Genomic DNA, 14,456 nt, shown 5'->3' on the forward strand with positions numbered 1-14,456 from the left:
GTCAGGCGACGGCGACTACGTCGAGGATGCGCTGGACCACGCGGTCCTGGTCGATCCCGGCAGCTTCCGCCTCGAAGGTGAGGATCAGGCGGTGGCGTAGCACATCGAAGAGCATCGCCTGGATGTCCTCGGGGCTGACGAAGTCGCGGCCGGCCAGCCAGGCGTGGGCACGCGCGCAACGGTCCAGCGCGATGGAGCCCCGCGGGCTGGCGCCGTAGGACAGCCATTCGGCCAGCTCGGCGTCGTACTTGGCTGGGGTGCGCGTGGCCATGATCAGCTGGACCAGGTATTCCTCCACGGCGTCGGCCATGTACAGGCCAAGGATTTCATGGCGCGCGGCGAAGATGGCTTCCTGGGTGACCCGGCGCTCGGGCTTGGTTTCGCCATTCAGCGCTTCGCCTCGGGCCTGCTGGAGGATGCGGCGCTCCACGGAGGCTTCCGGATAGCCGATCTTCACGTGCATCAGGAAGCGGTCGAGCTGGGCCTCGGGCAGCGGGTAGGTGCCTTCCTGCTCGATGGGGTTCTGCGTAGCCATCACCAGGAACAGCGGTGGCAGGTCGTAGGTGCTGCGGCCCACGCTGACCTGGCGCTCGGCCATGGCTTCGAGCAGCGCGGACTGCACCTTGGCCGGCGCGCGGTTGATTTCGTCGGCCAGCACCAGGTGGTGGAAGATCGGCCCCTGCTGGAACACGAAGCTGCCGTTCTCCGGCCGATAGATCTCGGTGCCGGTGATGTCCGCCGGGAGCAGGTCGGGGGTGAACTGGATGCGGTGGAACTCGGCCTCCAGGCCTTCGGCCAGGTCCTTGATCGCCTTGGTCTTGGCCAGGCCCGGCGCGCCTTCCACCAGCAGGTGGCCGTCGGCGATCAGGGCGATGAGCAGCCGCTCGATGAGCTTTTCCTGGCCGAGGATCTGGCTGGAGAGATACTGGCGCAGTGCAAGGAGCGACTCACGATGTTCCATCGCGTGGATTTCCTGGACGAAGGGTGGGGCTGTCGGGCCGCCTACTTTACTGCATCGGCCGTCACTCTTGCAGCGCTGCGCTTCGAGCCTTGTGCGGCGCTAGTGGTTCCTGAGTTGCCCGGCCGCCGGGCAGCGGGGTCAGCAGGCGCAGGGAAGTATTGGGGTTGAGCTGGCGGCGCATGTCGCGTGCGCCGCCGTGGACCACTGCGAAGCGGTAGACCCAGGCGACCAGGCGCGGCATGCCGGCGTCCAGCAGCATGCGGTGGAACAGCTCGTCCGCCTCGGCCTTGGTCACCGGGGCGACATTGAGGAACTGATAGAGCGCGTCATGTACCAGGCTGGCGTGGTGCGCCACCGGCCAGAACATCACGCGCTCCTGCTGCTGGCCGTGGCGCAGGCACTGCACGCTTTCCAGGTGCTCCCACCAGTCCGGCGTGCCAAGGGTCGCCATCCAGAAGAACGGCACTTTCGGCGAGCAGCCGTCCCAGGCATAGGTACGGGTGCAGCCGAAGTCGTAGCTCACGGTGCCGGCGTTCAGATCGACATGGGCGGGGCCGGGATTGATGACGATGCGCCCGTCGTGCACCACCAGCCATTCGCTATAGAAGTAGCGGCCTCTGAACAGCGGATCTTCGCGGACCAGCGGGAAATCGATGTAGTTGATCCACGGGCCGTTGCGGTCGCGGCTGCAGAAACCCCACTCGTCCACCGAGCGTTCCCGCGCAGCCTGCACCCGGCGCAGGCGTTCGTCCCGGCCAACGATGCGCGGCAGCAGCACGCCGAGATAGACCGGGACCGCGCCGATCAGCAGCGGCCGCACGGCTTCATCGAGGAACAGCCAGGCCAGCACGAGCAGCGCCGCGCCCAGCAGGGTGACCAGCAGGTTGTCCAGATGGCGCAGCAGCGGGCGGCGCAGGGGAGGGTGGCGTTGCATGGCGTCCGTTCCAGGCGAGGGACCGCCATGATAGCGCTTTGATATTTCCTCGGGCAGTTGCGGAACGATCGTGCCGCAAATTCTGTCGTTTCCCCAGAGCGTGGTGGCTGCATGCCGTTGAACGAATATGTCGCAGCCCCGTAAGCCAGCGGCGGCCCAGTCCCGATAAGCTCGGTGGGATCGGTGACCGCCCGGTCGGGGCTGTCAATCGAGGGTCACACTGCCCGGCTATACCTGTGGCCCGACACAAGACGATATGCGTTCTACGCTCAATCCAATAATTCGAGCCCAGCGGAGTAACAACATGGCGTTCTTCACCGCAGCCAGCAAAGCCGACTTCCAGCAACAACTGAAAGCGGCCCTGGCGCAGCACGTTGACGACAAGGGTCTGCCACAAGTGGCCCTGTTCGCCGAGCAGTTCTTCGGCTTCATCTCCCTCGACGAATTGACCCAGCGCAGGCTGTCCGATCTGGTCGGCTGCACCTTGTCTTCCTGGCGCCTGTTGGAACGCTTCAACCCCGCCCAGCCGGAAGTGGCGGTGTACAACCCCGACTATGAAAAGCACGGCTGGCAGTCGACCCACACCGCCGTGCAGGTACTGCACCCGGACCAGCCGTTCCTGGTCGACTCGGTGCGCATGGAGCTGAACCGCCGCGGCTACAGCATCCACACCCTGCAGACCAACGTGCTCAGCGTGCGCCGCAATGCCAAGGGCGAGTTGCTGGAGATCCTGCCCAAGAACAGCACCGGCAAGGACGTGCACCAGGAATCGCTGATGTACCTGGAAATCGACCGCGTCTCCCAGACCGGCGAACTGCGCACCCTGGAGAAGGCCCTGCTGGAAGTGCTCGGCGAAGTCCGCCTGGCGGTCGCCGACTTCCCGGCCATGCGCAGCAAGGCCGAGGAGCTGCTGGCCTGGCTGGGCAAGTCCAAGGTCAAGGCCCGCGCGGAAGAGACCGCCGAAGTGCGTGCCTTCCTCGAATGGCTGCTGGACAACCACTTCACCTTCCTCGGCTATGAAGAATTCACCGTGCAGGAGGAGGCCGATGGCGGCCACCTGGTGTACGACGACAAGGCTTTCCTCGGCCTGACCAAGCTGCTGCGCGCCGGCCTTAACAAGGAAGACCTGCACATCGAGGACTACGCGGTGGCCTACCTGCGCGAGCCGGTGCTGCTGTCCTTCGCCAAGGCCTCCCAGCCCAGCCGCGTGCACCGCCCAGCCTACCCGGACTACGTATCGATCCGCGAGATCGATGCCAAGGGCAAGGTCGTCCGCGAGTTCCGCTTCCTCGGCCTGTACACCTCGGCTGTCTACGCCGAGAGCGTGTTCGACATCCCGTTCATCCGTGGCAAGGTCGCTGCCGTCCTGAAGAACTCCGGCTTCGACAGCAAGGCGCACCTGGGCAAGGAACTGGCGCAGATTCTTGAAGTGCTGCCCCGTGACGACCTGTTCCAGACCCCGGTGGACGAGCTGTACAACACCGCCATGTCCATCGTGCAGATCCAGGAACGCAACAAGATCCGCCTGTTCCTGCGCAAGGACCCGTACGGCCGTTTCGCCTACTGCCTGGCCTACGTGCCGCGCGACATCTATTCCACCGAAACGCGGATGAAGATCCAGCAGGTGCTGATGGAGCGCCTGAAGGCCAGCGACTGCGAGTTCTGGACCTTCTTCTCCGAATCCACCCTGGCCCGCGTGCAGTTCATCCTGCGCGTCGACCCGAAGGTGCGCATCGACGTCGATGCCGCCCAGCTGGAGCAGGAAGCCATCCAGGCCTGCCGCTCCTGGCAGGACGACTACGCCGCGCTGGTACTGGAGAACTTCGGCGAAGGGCAGGGCAACAACCTGCTGGAGGACTTCCCCAAAGGCTTCCCGGCCGGCTACCGCGAGCGCTTCGCCCCGCACTTCGCCGTGGTGGACCTGCAGCACCTGTCCAGCCTGGGCGACAGCCGCCCGCTGGTGATGAGCTTCTACCAGCCGCTGGCCCAGGGTGAGCAGCAGCTGCATTGCAAGCTCTACCACGCCGACACGCCGCTGGCGCTGTCGGACGTCCTGCCGATCCTGGAGAACCTCGGCCTGCGCGTGCTCGGCGAATTCCCCTACCGCCTGCGCCACACCAACGGCCGCGAGTACTGGATCCACGACTTCGCCTTCACTTACGCCGAGGGCCTGGACGTCAACATCCAGGAACTCAACGAGACCCTGCAGGACGCCTTCGTCCACATCGTCAACGGCGATGCGGAGAACGACGCCTTCAACCGTCTGGTGCTGACCGCCGGCCTGCCGTGGCGCGACGTGGCCCTGCTGCGCGCCTACGCGCGCTATCTCAAGCAGATTCGCCTGGGCTTCGACCTGGGCTACATCGCCAGCGCGCTGAACGCCCACGTGGACATCGCCCGCGAACTGGTGCGCCTGTTCAAGACCCGTTTCTACCTGGCCCGCAAGCTCACCGCCGAGGACCTTGAAGACAAGCAGCAGAAGCTGGAACAGGCGATTCTCGCGGCCTTGGACAACGTCCAGGTGCTCAACGAGGACCGAATCCTGCGTCGCTACCTCGACCTGATCAAGGCGACCCTGCGCACCAACTTCTACCAGCCCGACGCCGCCGGGCAGAACAAGAGCTACTTCAGCTTCAAGTTCAACCCCAAGGCCATCCCGGAAATCCCGCGCCCCACGCCCAAGTTCGAAATCTTCGTCTACTGCCCGCGCGTGGAAGGTGTGCACCTGCGCTTCGGCGACGTAGCCCGTGGCGGCCTGCGCTGGTCCGACCGCGAGGAGGACTACCGCACCGAAGTGCTGGGCCTGGTGAAGGCGCAGCAGGTGAAGAACGCGGTGATCGTGCCCACCGGCGCCAAGGGCGGCTTCATCCCGCGCCGCCTGCCGCTGGGTGGTTCGCGCGATGAGATCCAGGCCGAGGCCATCGCCTGCTACCGCATCTTCATCTCCGGCCTGCTGGACATCACTGACAACCTGAAGGAAGGCAACGTCGTGCCGCCGGCCAACGTGGTCCGCCACGACCCGGACGATCCCTACCTGGTGGTGGCGGCGGACAAGGGCACCGCGACCTTCTCCGACATCGCCAACGGCATCTCCGCCGACTACAACTTCTGGCTCGGCGACGCCTTCGCCTCCGGCGGCTCCGCCGGCTACGACCACAAGGGCATGGGCATCACCGCCCGTGGCGGCTGGGTTTCGGTGCAGCGCCACTTCCGCGAACGCGGCATCGATGTGCAGAAGGACAGCGTCACCGTCATCGGCATCGGCGACATGGCTGGCGACGTGTTCGGCAACGGTTTGCTGATGTCGGACAAGCTGCAGATGGTCGCGGCCTTCAACCATATGCACATCTTCCTTGACCCCAATCCGGACCCGGCGGCGAGCTTCGCCGAGCGCCAGCGGCTGTTCAACCTGCCGCGCTCCAGCTGGGCCGACTACGACGCCTCGCTGATCTCCGCCGGCGGCGGCATCTTCCTGCGCAGCGCCAAGAGCATCACCCTGACGCCGGAAGTGCGCGCGCGCTTCGACATCGATGCCGAGCGCCTGACCCCCACCGAACTGATCCACGCGCTGCTCAAGGCGCCGGTGGACCTGCTGTGGAACGGCGGCATCGGCACCTACGTGAAATCCAGCGATGAAACCCATGCCGACGTCGGCGACAAGGCCAACGATGGCCTGCGCGTGGACGGCTGCGACCTGCGGGTGAAAGTGGTGGGCGAGGGCGGCAACCTCGGCATGACGCAACTGGCGCGGGTCGAATTCGGCCTCAATGGAGGCGCGTGCAACACCGACTTCATTGACAACGCCGGTGGTGTGGATTGCTCCGACCACGAGGTGAACATCAAGATCCTGCTCAACGAGGTGGTGACCGCCGGGGACATGACCAGCAAGCAGCGCAACAAGCTGCTGGCGGAAATGACCGACCAGGTGTCCGACCTGGTGCTGGGCAACAACTACAAGCAGACCCAGGCGTTGTCCCTGGCCGAGCGCCGTGCCCGCGAGCGCATCGCCGAGTACAAGCGCCTGATGAGCGACCTGGAAGGCCGTGGCAAGCTCGACCGCGCGCTGGAATTCCTGCCTACCGACGAGGGGCTCGCCGAACGCATCGCCGCCGGCCAGGGCCTGACTCGCGCGGAACTGTCCGTGCTGATTTCCTACAGCAAGATCGATCTGAAGGAGCAGCTGCTGGGCTCGCTGGTGCCGGATGACGACTACCTGACCCGCGACATGGAAACGGCCTTCCCGCAGACCCTGGTCGACACCTTCGGCCCGGCCATGCGCAGGCACCGCCTGAAGCGCGAGATCGTCAGCACGCAGATCGCCAACGACCTGATCAACCACATGGGCATTACCTTCGTGCAGCGCCTGAAGGAGTCCACCGGCATGACGCCGGCGAACGTGGCAGGTGCCTATGTGATCGTGCGCGATGTCTTCCACCTGCCGCACTGGTTCCGCCAGATCGAGGCGCTGGACTACCAGGTGCCGGCCGAAGTGCAGCTGACCCTGATGGACGAGCTGATGCGCCTGGGCCGTCGCGCGACGCGCTGGTTCCTGCGCAGCCGCCGCAACGAGCAGGATGCTGCCCGTGACGTGGCGCATTTCGGTCCGCGCATCGCCGCCCTTGGCCTGAAGCTCAACGAACTGCTCGAAGGACCGACCCGCGAGCTGTGGCAGGCGCGTTACCAGGCCTATGTCGACGCCGGTGTGCCGGAGCTGCTGGCACGCATGGTCGCCGGCACCAGTCACCTCTACACCCTGCTGCCGATCGTCGAAGCAGCCGACGTCACCGGCCGCGACCCGGCCGACGTGGCGCGCGCCTACTTCGCCCTGGGCAGCGAGCTGGAACTGACCTGGTACCTGCAGCAGCTCAGCTCCCTGCCGGTGGAGAACAACTGGCAGGCGCTGGCCCGCGAGGCCTTCCGCGACGACCTGGACTGGCAGCAACGGGCGATCACCGTCTCCGTGTTGCAGATGCAGGACGGCCCGGCGGAAATCGACGCGCGCGTGGCACTCTGGCTGGAACAGCACGCCCCGATGGTCGCCCGCTGGCGCGCCATGCTCGTCGAGCTGCGTGCTTCCACCAGCACGGACTACGCCATGTACGCCGTGGCCAACCGCGAGCTGCTCGACCTGGCGCAGAGCAACCAGCAGGGCGTGTGCCCTGTGTGATGCTCAAGCCTGATTGACCTTTTGATGCTCCAGCCCCGCCAAGTGCGGGGCTTTTTTTACCGTGATCGACAGGCCAGCCTGCACGGAGACGGGGCATGTTCGCGAGCAAGCTTGCTCCTGCCAGGAGCGCTGCTCAGCTGGATTGTAGGAGCGAGCTTGCTCGCGAACAGTTCAGACGGAGTGGCGAGGCCTTCGCCTACGTTGCGGGGCTTGGCAAAGCAGGCCACCCGAAGGGGAGAGACCGGCCCTGCGCGCACGCCAAGGCAGCGCAGACACTCCCAATCAGAAGAGCAGAAAGCAAGGCCGACAGGGCTGGCCTCCAGGAGCGCCTCGCAGAGGCAATCAGAAAAAGGGGGCGACGTGAAATCAGCTGCCGCTCCGCCCATCCTCGTGCGGCTCGGTCAGAGCCCGGCGGTACTTGGCGTACAGCTCATCGGACATGTTGCTGGTCCCCAGCATCTTCAGCGCGAAGGACTTCACCTGTTCGTTGCTGTAGGGCTCCTGCTGCGGCGCGGGCTGACTGGCGCAACCCACCAGCCACAGGGGCAGGGTCAGGGAGAGAAGGGCGAGGGCACGGTTCATGGTTTCACACGCAGGCTGGTTCGGGATGGTTGTCAGGCTATCAACCGCTCGAGGTGAGCAGAAATCATCCCGTTCGATAGTGGGTATCGTTTCTGGCAACTTCGGACGCTTTCGTCTGACGGAAAGTTCCCTACCTGCGGTGTTTTAGGGCGAATGCAGATATGCTTTCCGGCTGTTCATCTCTCTTCAGGACTCCCTCATGAAAGCGCAACTCGTCGAACTCCTCACGCTGATCAGCTCCGGCTGCCTGGCGGAGGAAGAGATCCAGCAGATCGCCGACGAGGCCTCGCAGGCCTATGCCGATCCTGCCGCCTTCCTCGCAGCCAATGCCGACATCAACTACGACGACAGCTTCCCCATCCCCCTGGGTGAATGGGTCGTGGTCGGCAGCCTGCCGGAAATCGTGCTGTTCATGGGTGACAGCTACGAGGAGCTGTTCGGCGAGATCCGCGCCTCCTTCGACCCCAGCGTCAACTTCGTGCTGCAGGCCAAGCAATTGCGCAAGGCCGAGCCGCTGGCGGCGCTGAATCGCATCCAGACCCAGCTCGGTGCGCTGTACCCGGAAAAGGGCGGGTACGTGCTGGTGGACTTCAGCGAGCCGCTGGATACCGAACTGCAGTGTGTGCTGGTGTATCGAAACGATCTGGAGCGCGTCATGGCACTCTGCGTGGAAGTCGGCATTCCCGCCATGCCGGCGTTGCAGGCCGCCCAGGAAGCCGATCAGGACTGATCCGGCTCGGTCATCAGGAGCAGGGCGGCCAGGTCCACCAGGGTTTGGCCGCCGATACAGCGCGAGGGGAGGTCTCCTTGCTCGATCCAGCGTTGCACAATGGCTTGGCGGTCGCCCAGGCCGATCAGCTGTGCAAAGCGCTGCGGCGTCACGTAATAGCCACCCGCGTGCAAGTCCGGGGTGAATCCTCTTCCCTGCTTCATATAGTGTCCCGCACCATCATGCCCCTTGATCCACGGGCTTGCGCCTCGGTCTGGATAGCCAATTTATCCTAGTAGTTGGGGTGTTTTTCGAGGCCTTCGCAGTCTCGGAGATGGACGACACATGATTAAGAAACGTTTCCTGTTCACCGCAGGAGAGAGACTACGGGCGCTGCGCTCACTGACGGGGCTGTCGCGCCGCGCCTTCGCTGAGACAGTCGGCATGAAGGCCAAGGATGTGGAGAACATCGAGTACGGCAACCAGCGCATGCGGGACCTGGACTTCCAGAAGGTCTGCAGCGTGTACCCGGATTTCAGCCGCTGGATCACCTATGAAGGACCGATCGATCCGGCCGAGGTGAGCTGGAAGGTGGAAGACTCCGCCCAGCGGGCAGCGGTCTACCTGGTGAAGCGCAACCCTCAGCTGTTGGCGACGGCGGGTCTCAGTCTGGAAGAGTGGCAGGCCAGGCATCACGCAATGCTGGAAAGCCTGGACGAAGAAGAGCGCCAGCTCCGCGAGGACGCACCTGAGGTGTGATGCCGAGGGTCAGCTTTTGTTGCCGACGTTGCGCAGGTACGTGATCACATCCGGTGCCCCGGCCTCTTGCAGTCCTTGGCCGAAGGCATCCGACGCCGGATTGTCCCTGGGCAGCAGGAGGCTCTCCGGGGTTTCCGAGTTGAACAGGCCGAAGCGCGCGTAGGGCATGCCGGTTTCCAGCAGCAACTCCATGAAGGCTGCGTCGCTCCAGGCCCTCGACGGCATGGCCAGCATGTGGAAGTCGCGCTGCAGTTCATCCAGGACAGCAGCCTGTAACGCGAAACGCTGGATTCGCGCGGGCAGGACGATCTCCAGCCCGCGGCGGCGGGCATAGACCACTGCGTTGGCCAGTTCGCAGGGGTGATTGTCGTCGTCCCAGAACAGACGCTCGCCGTGCCATCCGGCGCTGCGTAACTGCAGTTGCGCCTTGCGCTCGAAACCGGGCAGGGCGACGCCCAGTACCTTGGTGAAATCGTTGTAGCTGATGATGCGCACCTTGCGGCACTGCTCGCAGTTGGAAAGCTCCTCCAGCCCTGCAAGCGGGCTGTCGACGAGGCCACGGCAGCACAGGCCGTCGATGCTGCGCATGTCGACTGCGGGACGTTCCTCTTGGCGGCTGCTTACCAGGCGCTTGAGTACGGCATGGATGCGCGCCTTGTCCTCCTGAACGGGGCCGGAGAGCGCTCCGCGCGGCAGGTCGATCAGCCGGTACAGTGGCGGCCCGGACTGCCAGCCGAGGCCGGCGGGCCAGTTGGGTAGCGGTTCGAAGGGCAGGGACAGGCTCCGGCTGCGTTCGACGATGTTCCGTCCATCGGCGTTGCCGATGCCCAGGCGTTGGGCAAGGGCAGCCAGCCGACTGGTCACGCTGCGGGGGCGAGGTGGTTGACTCATGGACGACGCAAGACTCCCGATGGCCGATTGGTCAGTGCAGGAAGCGCCGGGCCGGATGCGCGGCGTATTGCCCTAAGCATAGAAAACCCTGGCGCCGTTGGGCGCATGCGTTGTGGCAAAATTCTTTCCTTCACTTCCGGGAGGCCTCCATGGCTTGCGTTGTGCTGGATATTTCTCTGTCGGCGGATCGGCTGCAGGCGCTCTATCGCGGGCATGCCAACCGGGTACAGGTACGTAGCCGCGATGGCCGGCAGGTCAACCTGCCTGCTCATCACCTGCGTCCATTCGTCACTCACTCCGGAGTGCACGGCAGCTTCGAGCTGGAATTCGATGATTCCGGGCGGCTGCTGGCGCTGCGTCGCCTCGCCTGAGCGAGGGCAGGCTGGCTATAATAGCGCCCCATTTTGCCGACCGATGCCCGACCATGTACAGCCTGGCCCGCGAGCTCCTGTTCAAGCTCTCCCCGGAAACCTCCCATGAATTGTCCATCGACCTGATCGGTGCCGGTGGCCGCCTGGGCCTCAATGGCCTGCTGACGCAGGCGCCCAGCAGCCTGCCGGTGAAGGTGATGGGCCTGGAGTTCGCCAACCCCGTGGGGCTGGCTGCCGGCCTGGACAAGAACGGCGATGCCATCGATGGCTTCGCCCAGCTGGGCTTTGGTTTCGTCGAGATCGGCACCGTCACCCCGCGTCCGCAGCCGGGCAACCCCAAGCCGCGCATCTTCCGCCTGCCGCAAGCCACCGCGATCATCAACCGCATGGGCTTCAACAACCATGGCGTCGATCATCTGATCGAGCGGGTCAAGGCGGCGAAGTACAAGGGCGTGCTGGGCATCAACATCGGCAAGAACTTCGATACCCCGGTCGAGCGTGCGGTGGACGACTACCTGATCTGCCTGGACAAGGTCTACGCCCACGCCAGCTATGTCACGGTCAACGTCAGCTCGCCGAACACCCCCGGCCTGCGCAGCCTGCAGTTCGGCGATTCGCTCAAGCAGCTGCTCGAGGCATTGCGCCAGCGCCAGGAAGACCTGGCCGTGCAGCATGGCCGTCGCGTGCCCCTGGCGATCAAGATCGCCCCGGACATGAGCGATGAGGAAACCGCGATGGTTGCCGCTGCGCTGATCGAGTCGGGCATGGATGCGGTGATCGCCACCAACACCACCCTGGGCCGCGAAGGTGTCGAGCACCTGCCGTTCGGCAACGAGGCGGGCGGCTTGTCGGGCGCTCCGGTGCGCGAGAAGAGTACGCACATCGTCAAGGTACTGGCCGGCGAACTGGGTGGCCGCCTGCCGATCATCGCGGCCGGCGGTATTACCGAAGGCGCGCATGCAGCGGATAAGATCGCTGCGGGGGCGAGCCTGGTGCAGATCTATTCCGGCTTCATCTACAAGGGCCCGGCGCTGATTCGCGAGGCAGTGGACGCTATTGCTGCGGCCAAGCGGGCGTAAGGACAGGTAGCAGAAATAAGTAGGGCTCCTTTCGGAGCCCTTGGGCTTGCGCCCTTTTCCGCCCGGATGGGGCGGCTTGGGGAAGTCGTGGGTGACCCTGGATTCAGCCTGTTGCGTGCTGCAATTGGTTCACTCGTTGAATACCGGCGGCGCCGGTCAAACCATCCCAGTTGTCACCGCGGCCCTCACGCCAGCCGTTGAGCCAGGATTGCCGGGTAGTGGGATGGGTAAACGGACAGAGGTCGCGAGATTTTCCAGTAATGCCGTGCTGATAACCGCGCAAAAAGGCTCTTTCCAACGGATCACGCTTAAGTCTTCTCATAGGGTGTAGCCCTCACTTGTTGACTGTTATGTCCCGTTGGCCCCCCAGGGAGGCCGGGCGGAATGTTCCGCCAAATGGGGCGCATTGCCGGCGTGACGCGCCCCGCCCGACACCATTGCGGTGAAGGATTACCCCGAGTTCTATCGAAAGGTTCCGGGGCTGTGAATGACCAATTTGTCATAAGGACGTAACTCTTATGGGTTCAAGCCATAAGGTTCGCCCGGTTTGCAAAATGCCAGTACGGCATAACCCGCCAGGGGCGGGAGCTTGCCGAGGATCAAGAGGAATGTGTGTCTAATTGAGACCATCTCTCGTTCCGACGAGTGGGATGACTTTCTGCGACGCGAGGCCGCAGGTCGGTTCGCCGGTCCATCCCTGAAAATGAATACACGGGTCGCCTTGGTCGAATAAAAAGGTGGCCGACAAGGCCGTAAGCGGCTTTGCTGAAAGGGCTGCGGCCCGGGAATTATTTGCATGGCGGATTTGCACGATCTCTTCCTCACCTGCCCGAAAGGGCTCGATGGCCTGTTGCTGGAGGAAGCCCAGGCGCTCGGGCTGACCGAGGCGCGTGCCCAGGTTTCGGCCATTCGTGGCAAGGGCGACCTGGAGACGGCCTACCGTCTGTGTCTCTGGTCGCGCCTGGCCAACCGTGTGCTGCTGGTGCTGTCGCGCTTCCCGGTGAGCAATGCCGAAGACCTCTACCTGGGCGTCAACGCCGTACCCTGGAGCGATCACCTCGAGGCCGACGGCAGCCTGGCGGTGGAGTTCAGCGGCAAGGGCTCGGGCATCGACAACACCCACTTCGGTGCGCTGAAGGTCAAGGACGCCATCGTCGATAACCTGCGCGCCGAGTTCGGCAAGCGTCCGACGGTGGACAAGGTCAATCCGGATATCCGCGTGCACCTGCACCTGGATCGTGGCCAGGCGGTACTGTCGCTGGACCTCTCCGGCCACAGCCTGCACCAGCGCGGCTATCGCCTGCAGCAAGGCGCCGCGCCGCTGAAGGAAAACCTCGCCGCAGCGGTGCTGATCCGCGCCGGTTGGCCGAAGATCGCCGCTGAAGGCGGCGCACTGTCCGACCCGATGTGCGGCGTCGGTACCTTCCTCATCGAGGCCGGCCTGATTGCCGCTGATGTGGCGCCGAACCTCAAGCGCGAGCGCTGGGGTTTCAGCAACTGGCTGGGCCATGTGCCGGCAATCTGGAAGAAGCTGATCGACGAGGCTCAGCAGCGCGCCGACGTCGGCCTGGCGAAGACCCCGCTGTGGATTCGTGGCTATGAAGCCGATCCTCGCCTGATCCAGCCGGCGCGCAACAACATCGAGCGCTCGGGGCTGGCTGAGTGGGTGAAGATCTACCAGGGCGAGCTGGCGACGTTCGAGCCGCGTCCGGACAAGGGCCAGAAGGGCCTGATCATCTGCAACCCACCCTACGGCGAGCGCCTGGGGGATGAGGCCAGCCTGCTGTACCTCTACCAGCATCTGGGCGAACGGCTTCGCCAGAGCTGCCTGGGCTGGAGCGCCGGGGTGTTCACCGGCGCGCCGGAGCTGGGCAAGCGCATGGGTATCCGCAGCCACAAGCAGTACGCGTTCTTCAACGGCGCATTGCCGTGCAAGCTGATCATGCTCGACGTGGAGCCGCGCCAGTTCGTGACCGGCGAGCGCGGTGAGCGTAGCGAAGCGTCACCGGTTCAGGGCGCCGCGGTGATCGAGCAGGCTCGCCTGAGCGAGGGTGGGCAGATGTTCGCCAATCGCCTGCAGAAAAACGTCAAGGCGCTGGGCAAGTGGGCGCGCAAGGAAAAGATCGAGTGCTACCGGGTGTATGACGCCGATATGCCCGAGTACGCCCTGGCTGTGGATCTCTACCGTGACTGGGCGCACGTGCAGGAGTACGCGGCACCCAAGTCCATCGACCCGGAGAAGGCCCAGACCCGCCTGCTCGATGCACTGGCGGCGCTGCCGCAAGCCCTGGGTATTCCCACCGAGCGCATCGTGATCAAGCGTCGCGAGCGCCAGGCCGGCAAGAAGCAGTACGAGCGGCAGAATGCCGAAGGCCGTTTCATGGAAGTGGAAGAGGGCGGCGTGAAGCTGCTGGTCAACCTGACTGACTACCTCGACACCGGTCTGTTCCTCGATCACCGCCCGATCCGTCTGCGCATCCAGCGCGAGGCTGCCGGCAAGCGCTTCCTCAACCTGTTCTGCTACACCGCCACGGCGACCGTGCATGCGGCCAAGGGCGATGCGCGCAGCACCACCAGTGTTGACCTGTCCAAGACCTACCTGGACTGGGCGCGGCGCAACCTGTCGCTCAATGGCTTCTCCGACAAGCAGCGCCTGGTGCAGAGCGACGTGATGGAATGGCTGCGCGAAGACCGCGGCGAGTACGACCTGGTCTTCATAGACCCGCCGACCTTCTCCAACTCCAAGCGCATGGAAGGGGTGTTCGACGTGCAGCGTGACCATGTCGAGCTGATCGACCTGGCCATGGCGCGGCTGGCCAAGGGCGGGGTGCTGTACTTCTCCAACAACTTCCGCAAGTTCGAGTTGGATGAAGGGCTGTCGGCGCGCTATCAGGTCGAGGATATCAGCGCCCAGACGCTGGACCAGGATTTTGCCCGCAACAGCAAGATCCACCGCGCCTGGCGCATCACCGTTCGTTGAAGTCCCAGCGGCGCGCGGCAGGG

12 protein-coding genes are annotated in these 14,456 nt (G+C 64.6%); 6 read left to right on the top strand and 6 right to left on the bottom strand.

Annotation, left to right across the window (positions count from 1 at the left end):
* Window position 1 precedes the first annotated feature (1 nt).
* Complete coding sequence (locus tag A6723_RS20365; protein WP_038803712.1) at window positions 2-961, bottom strand: MoxR family ATPase; 960 nt, start codon at window positions 959-961, stop codon at window positions 2-4.
* A gap of 61 nt (window positions 962-1,022) precedes the next feature.
* Window positions 1,023-1,895, bottom strand: coding sequence for a DUF1353 domain-containing protein (locus A6723_RS20370; protein WP_054909199.1), 873 nt, complete (start codon window positions 1,893-1,895; stop codon window positions 1,023-1,025).
* A 304-nt stretch (window positions 1,896-2,199) separates the two neighbouring features.
* Here A6723_RS20370 and A6723_RS20375 point away from each other — a divergent pair, with 304 nt between their 5' ends.
* Window positions 2,200-7,062 (top strand): NAD-glutamate dehydrogenase, encoded by a 4,863-nt coding sequence (locus A6723_RS20375; protein ID WP_054909200.1) that lies wholly within the window; start codon window positions 2,200-2,202, stop codon window positions 7,060-7,062.
* Between the two features lie 366 nt (window positions 7,063-7,428).
* Here A6723_RS20375 and A6723_RS20380 read toward each other — a convergent pair whose 3' ends face one another.
* On the bottom strand, window positions 7,429-7,644 hold the full coding sequence (locus tag A6723_RS20380) for a hypothetical protein (RefSeq protein WP_054909201.1): 216 nt from the start codon (window positions 7,642-7,644) through the stop codon (window positions 7,429-7,431).
* Between the two features lie 199 nt (window positions 7,645-7,843).
* Between A6723_RS20380 and A6723_RS20385 the strand changes: the two genes are divergently transcribed.
* Window positions 7,844-8,374: a hypothetical protein gene (locus tag A6723_RS20385; RefSeq protein WP_054909202.1), complete on the top strand. Its 531-nt coding sequence runs from the start codon at window positions 7,844-7,846 to the stop codon at window positions 8,372-8,374.
* On the opposite strand, the gene A6723_RS20390 is transcribed toward A6723_RS20385, so the two are convergent.
* The gene (locus A6723_RS20390) at window positions 8,365-8,577 is read right to left on the bottom strand and encodes a helix-turn-helix domain-containing protein (RefSeq protein ID WP_054909203.1); all 213 of its coding nucleotides are present in this window, start codon (window positions 8,575-8,577) and stop codon (window positions 8,365-8,367) included. The two genes, A6723_RS20385 and A6723_RS20390, sit on opposite strands and share 10 nt — an antisense overlap.
* Before the next feature lie 121 nt (window positions 8,578-8,698).
* On the opposite strand from A6723_RS20390, the gene A6723_RS20395 reads away from it, so the two are divergent.
* A complete protein-coding gene (locus A6723_RS20395) occupies window positions 8,699-9,112 on the top strand; it encodes a helix-turn-helix transcriptional regulator (RefSeq protein WP_233299474.1) in 414 nt (137 codons plus the stop codon).
* A 9-nt stretch (window positions 9,113-9,121) separates the two neighbouring features.
* On the opposite strand, the gene A6723_RS20400 is transcribed toward A6723_RS20395, so the two are convergent.
* Window positions 9,122-10,003, bottom strand: a complete 882-nt coding sequence (locus A6723_RS20400) for a DUF6685 family protein (protein ID WP_054909205.1) — start codon at window positions 10,001-10,003, stop codon at window positions 9,122-9,124.
* 149 nt (window positions 10,004-10,152) lie between these two features.
* Here A6723_RS20400 and A6723_RS20405 point away from each other — a divergent pair, with 149 nt between their 5' ends.
* Window positions 10,153-10,374, top strand: a complete 222-nt coding sequence (locus tag A6723_RS20405) for a DUF2835 domain-containing protein (protein WP_024765089.1) — start codon at window positions 10,153-10,155, stop codon at window positions 10,372-10,374.
* Between the two features lie 53 nt (window positions 10,375-10,427).
* Window positions 10,428-11,453, top strand: a complete 1,026-nt coding sequence (locus tag A6723_RS20410) for a quinone-dependent dihydroorotate dehydrogenase (protein ID WP_054909206.1) — start codon at window positions 10,428-10,430, stop codon at window positions 11,451-11,453.
* A gap of 103 nt (window positions 11,454-11,556) precedes the next feature.
* Here the strand turns inward: A6723_RS20410 and rmf are convergent, their stop codons facing one another.
* Window positions 11,557-11,775, bottom strand: a complete 219-nt coding sequence (rmf, locus tag A6723_RS31415) for a ribosome modulation factor (RefSeq protein ID WP_081519407.1) — start codon at window positions 11,773-11,775, stop codon at window positions 11,557-11,559.
* A gap of 474 nt (window positions 11,776-12,249) precedes the next feature.
* Between rmf and rlmKL the strand changes: the two genes are divergently transcribed.
* Window positions 12,250-14,433, top strand: a complete 2,184-nt coding sequence (gene rlmKL, locus A6723_RS20415; protein ID WP_054909207.1) for a bifunctional 23S rRNA (guanine(2069)-N(7))-methyltransferase RlmK/23S rRNA (guanine(2445)-N(2))-methyltransferase RlmL — start codon at window positions 12,250-12,252, stop codon at window positions 14,431-14,433.
* Window positions 14,434-14,456: the final 23 nt, after the last annotated feature.

The sequence above is a fragment of the Pseudomonas sp. AU11447 genome, from assembly GCF_001672555.2.
In the GTDB taxonomy this organism is placed as follows: domain Bacteria; phylum Pseudomonadota; class Gammaproteobacteria; order Pseudomonadales; family Pseudomonadaceae; genus Pseudomonas; species Pseudomonas nitroreducens.

Coding starts and splice junctions, on each gene's coding strand:
- A6723_RS20365 (WP_038803712.1), bottom strand. CDS start 961: ATGGAACATCGTGAGTCGCTCCTTGCACTGCGCCAGTATCTCTCCAGC.
- A6723_RS20370 (WP_054909199.1), bottom strand. CDS start 1,895: ATGCAACGCCACCCTCCCCTGCGCCGCCCGCTGCTGCGCCATCTGGAC.
- A6723_RS20375 (WP_054909200.1), top strand. CDS start 2,200: ATGGCGTTCTTCACCGCAGCCAGCAAAGCCGACTTCCAGCAACAACTG.
- A6723_RS20380 (WP_054909201.1), bottom strand. CDS start 7,644: ATGAACCGTGCCCTCGCCCTTCTCTCCCTGACCCTGCCCCTGTGGCTG.
- A6723_RS20385 (WP_054909202.1), top strand. CDS start 7,844: ATGAAAGCGCAACTCGTCGAACTCCTCACGCTGATCAGCTCCGGCTGC.
- A6723_RS20390 (WP_054909203.1), bottom strand. CDS start 8,577: ATGAAGCAGGGAAGAGGATTCACCCCGGACTTGCACGCGGGTGGCTAT.
- A6723_RS20395 (WP_233299474.1), top strand. CDS start 8,699: ATGATTAAGAAACGTTTCCTGTTCACCGCAGGAGAGAGACTACGGGCG.
- A6723_RS20400 (WP_054909205.1), bottom strand. CDS start 10,003: ATGAGTCAACCACCTCGCCCCCGCAGCGTGACCAGTCGGCTGGCTGCC.
- A6723_RS20405 (WP_024765089.1), top strand. CDS start 10,153: ATGGCTTGCGTTGTGCTGGATATTTCTCTGTCGGCGGATCGGCTGCAG.
- A6723_RS20410 (WP_054909206.1), top strand. CDS start 10,428: ATGTACAGCCTGGCCCGCGAGCTCCTGTTCAAGCTCTCCCCGGAAACC.
- rmf (WP_081519407.1), bottom strand. CDS start 11,775: ATGAGAAGACTTAAGCGTGATCCGTTGGAAAGAGCCTTTTTGCGCGGT.
- rlmKL (WP_054909207.1), top strand. CDS start 12,250: ATGGCGGATTTGCACGATCTCTTCCTCACCTGCCCGAAAGGGCTCGAT.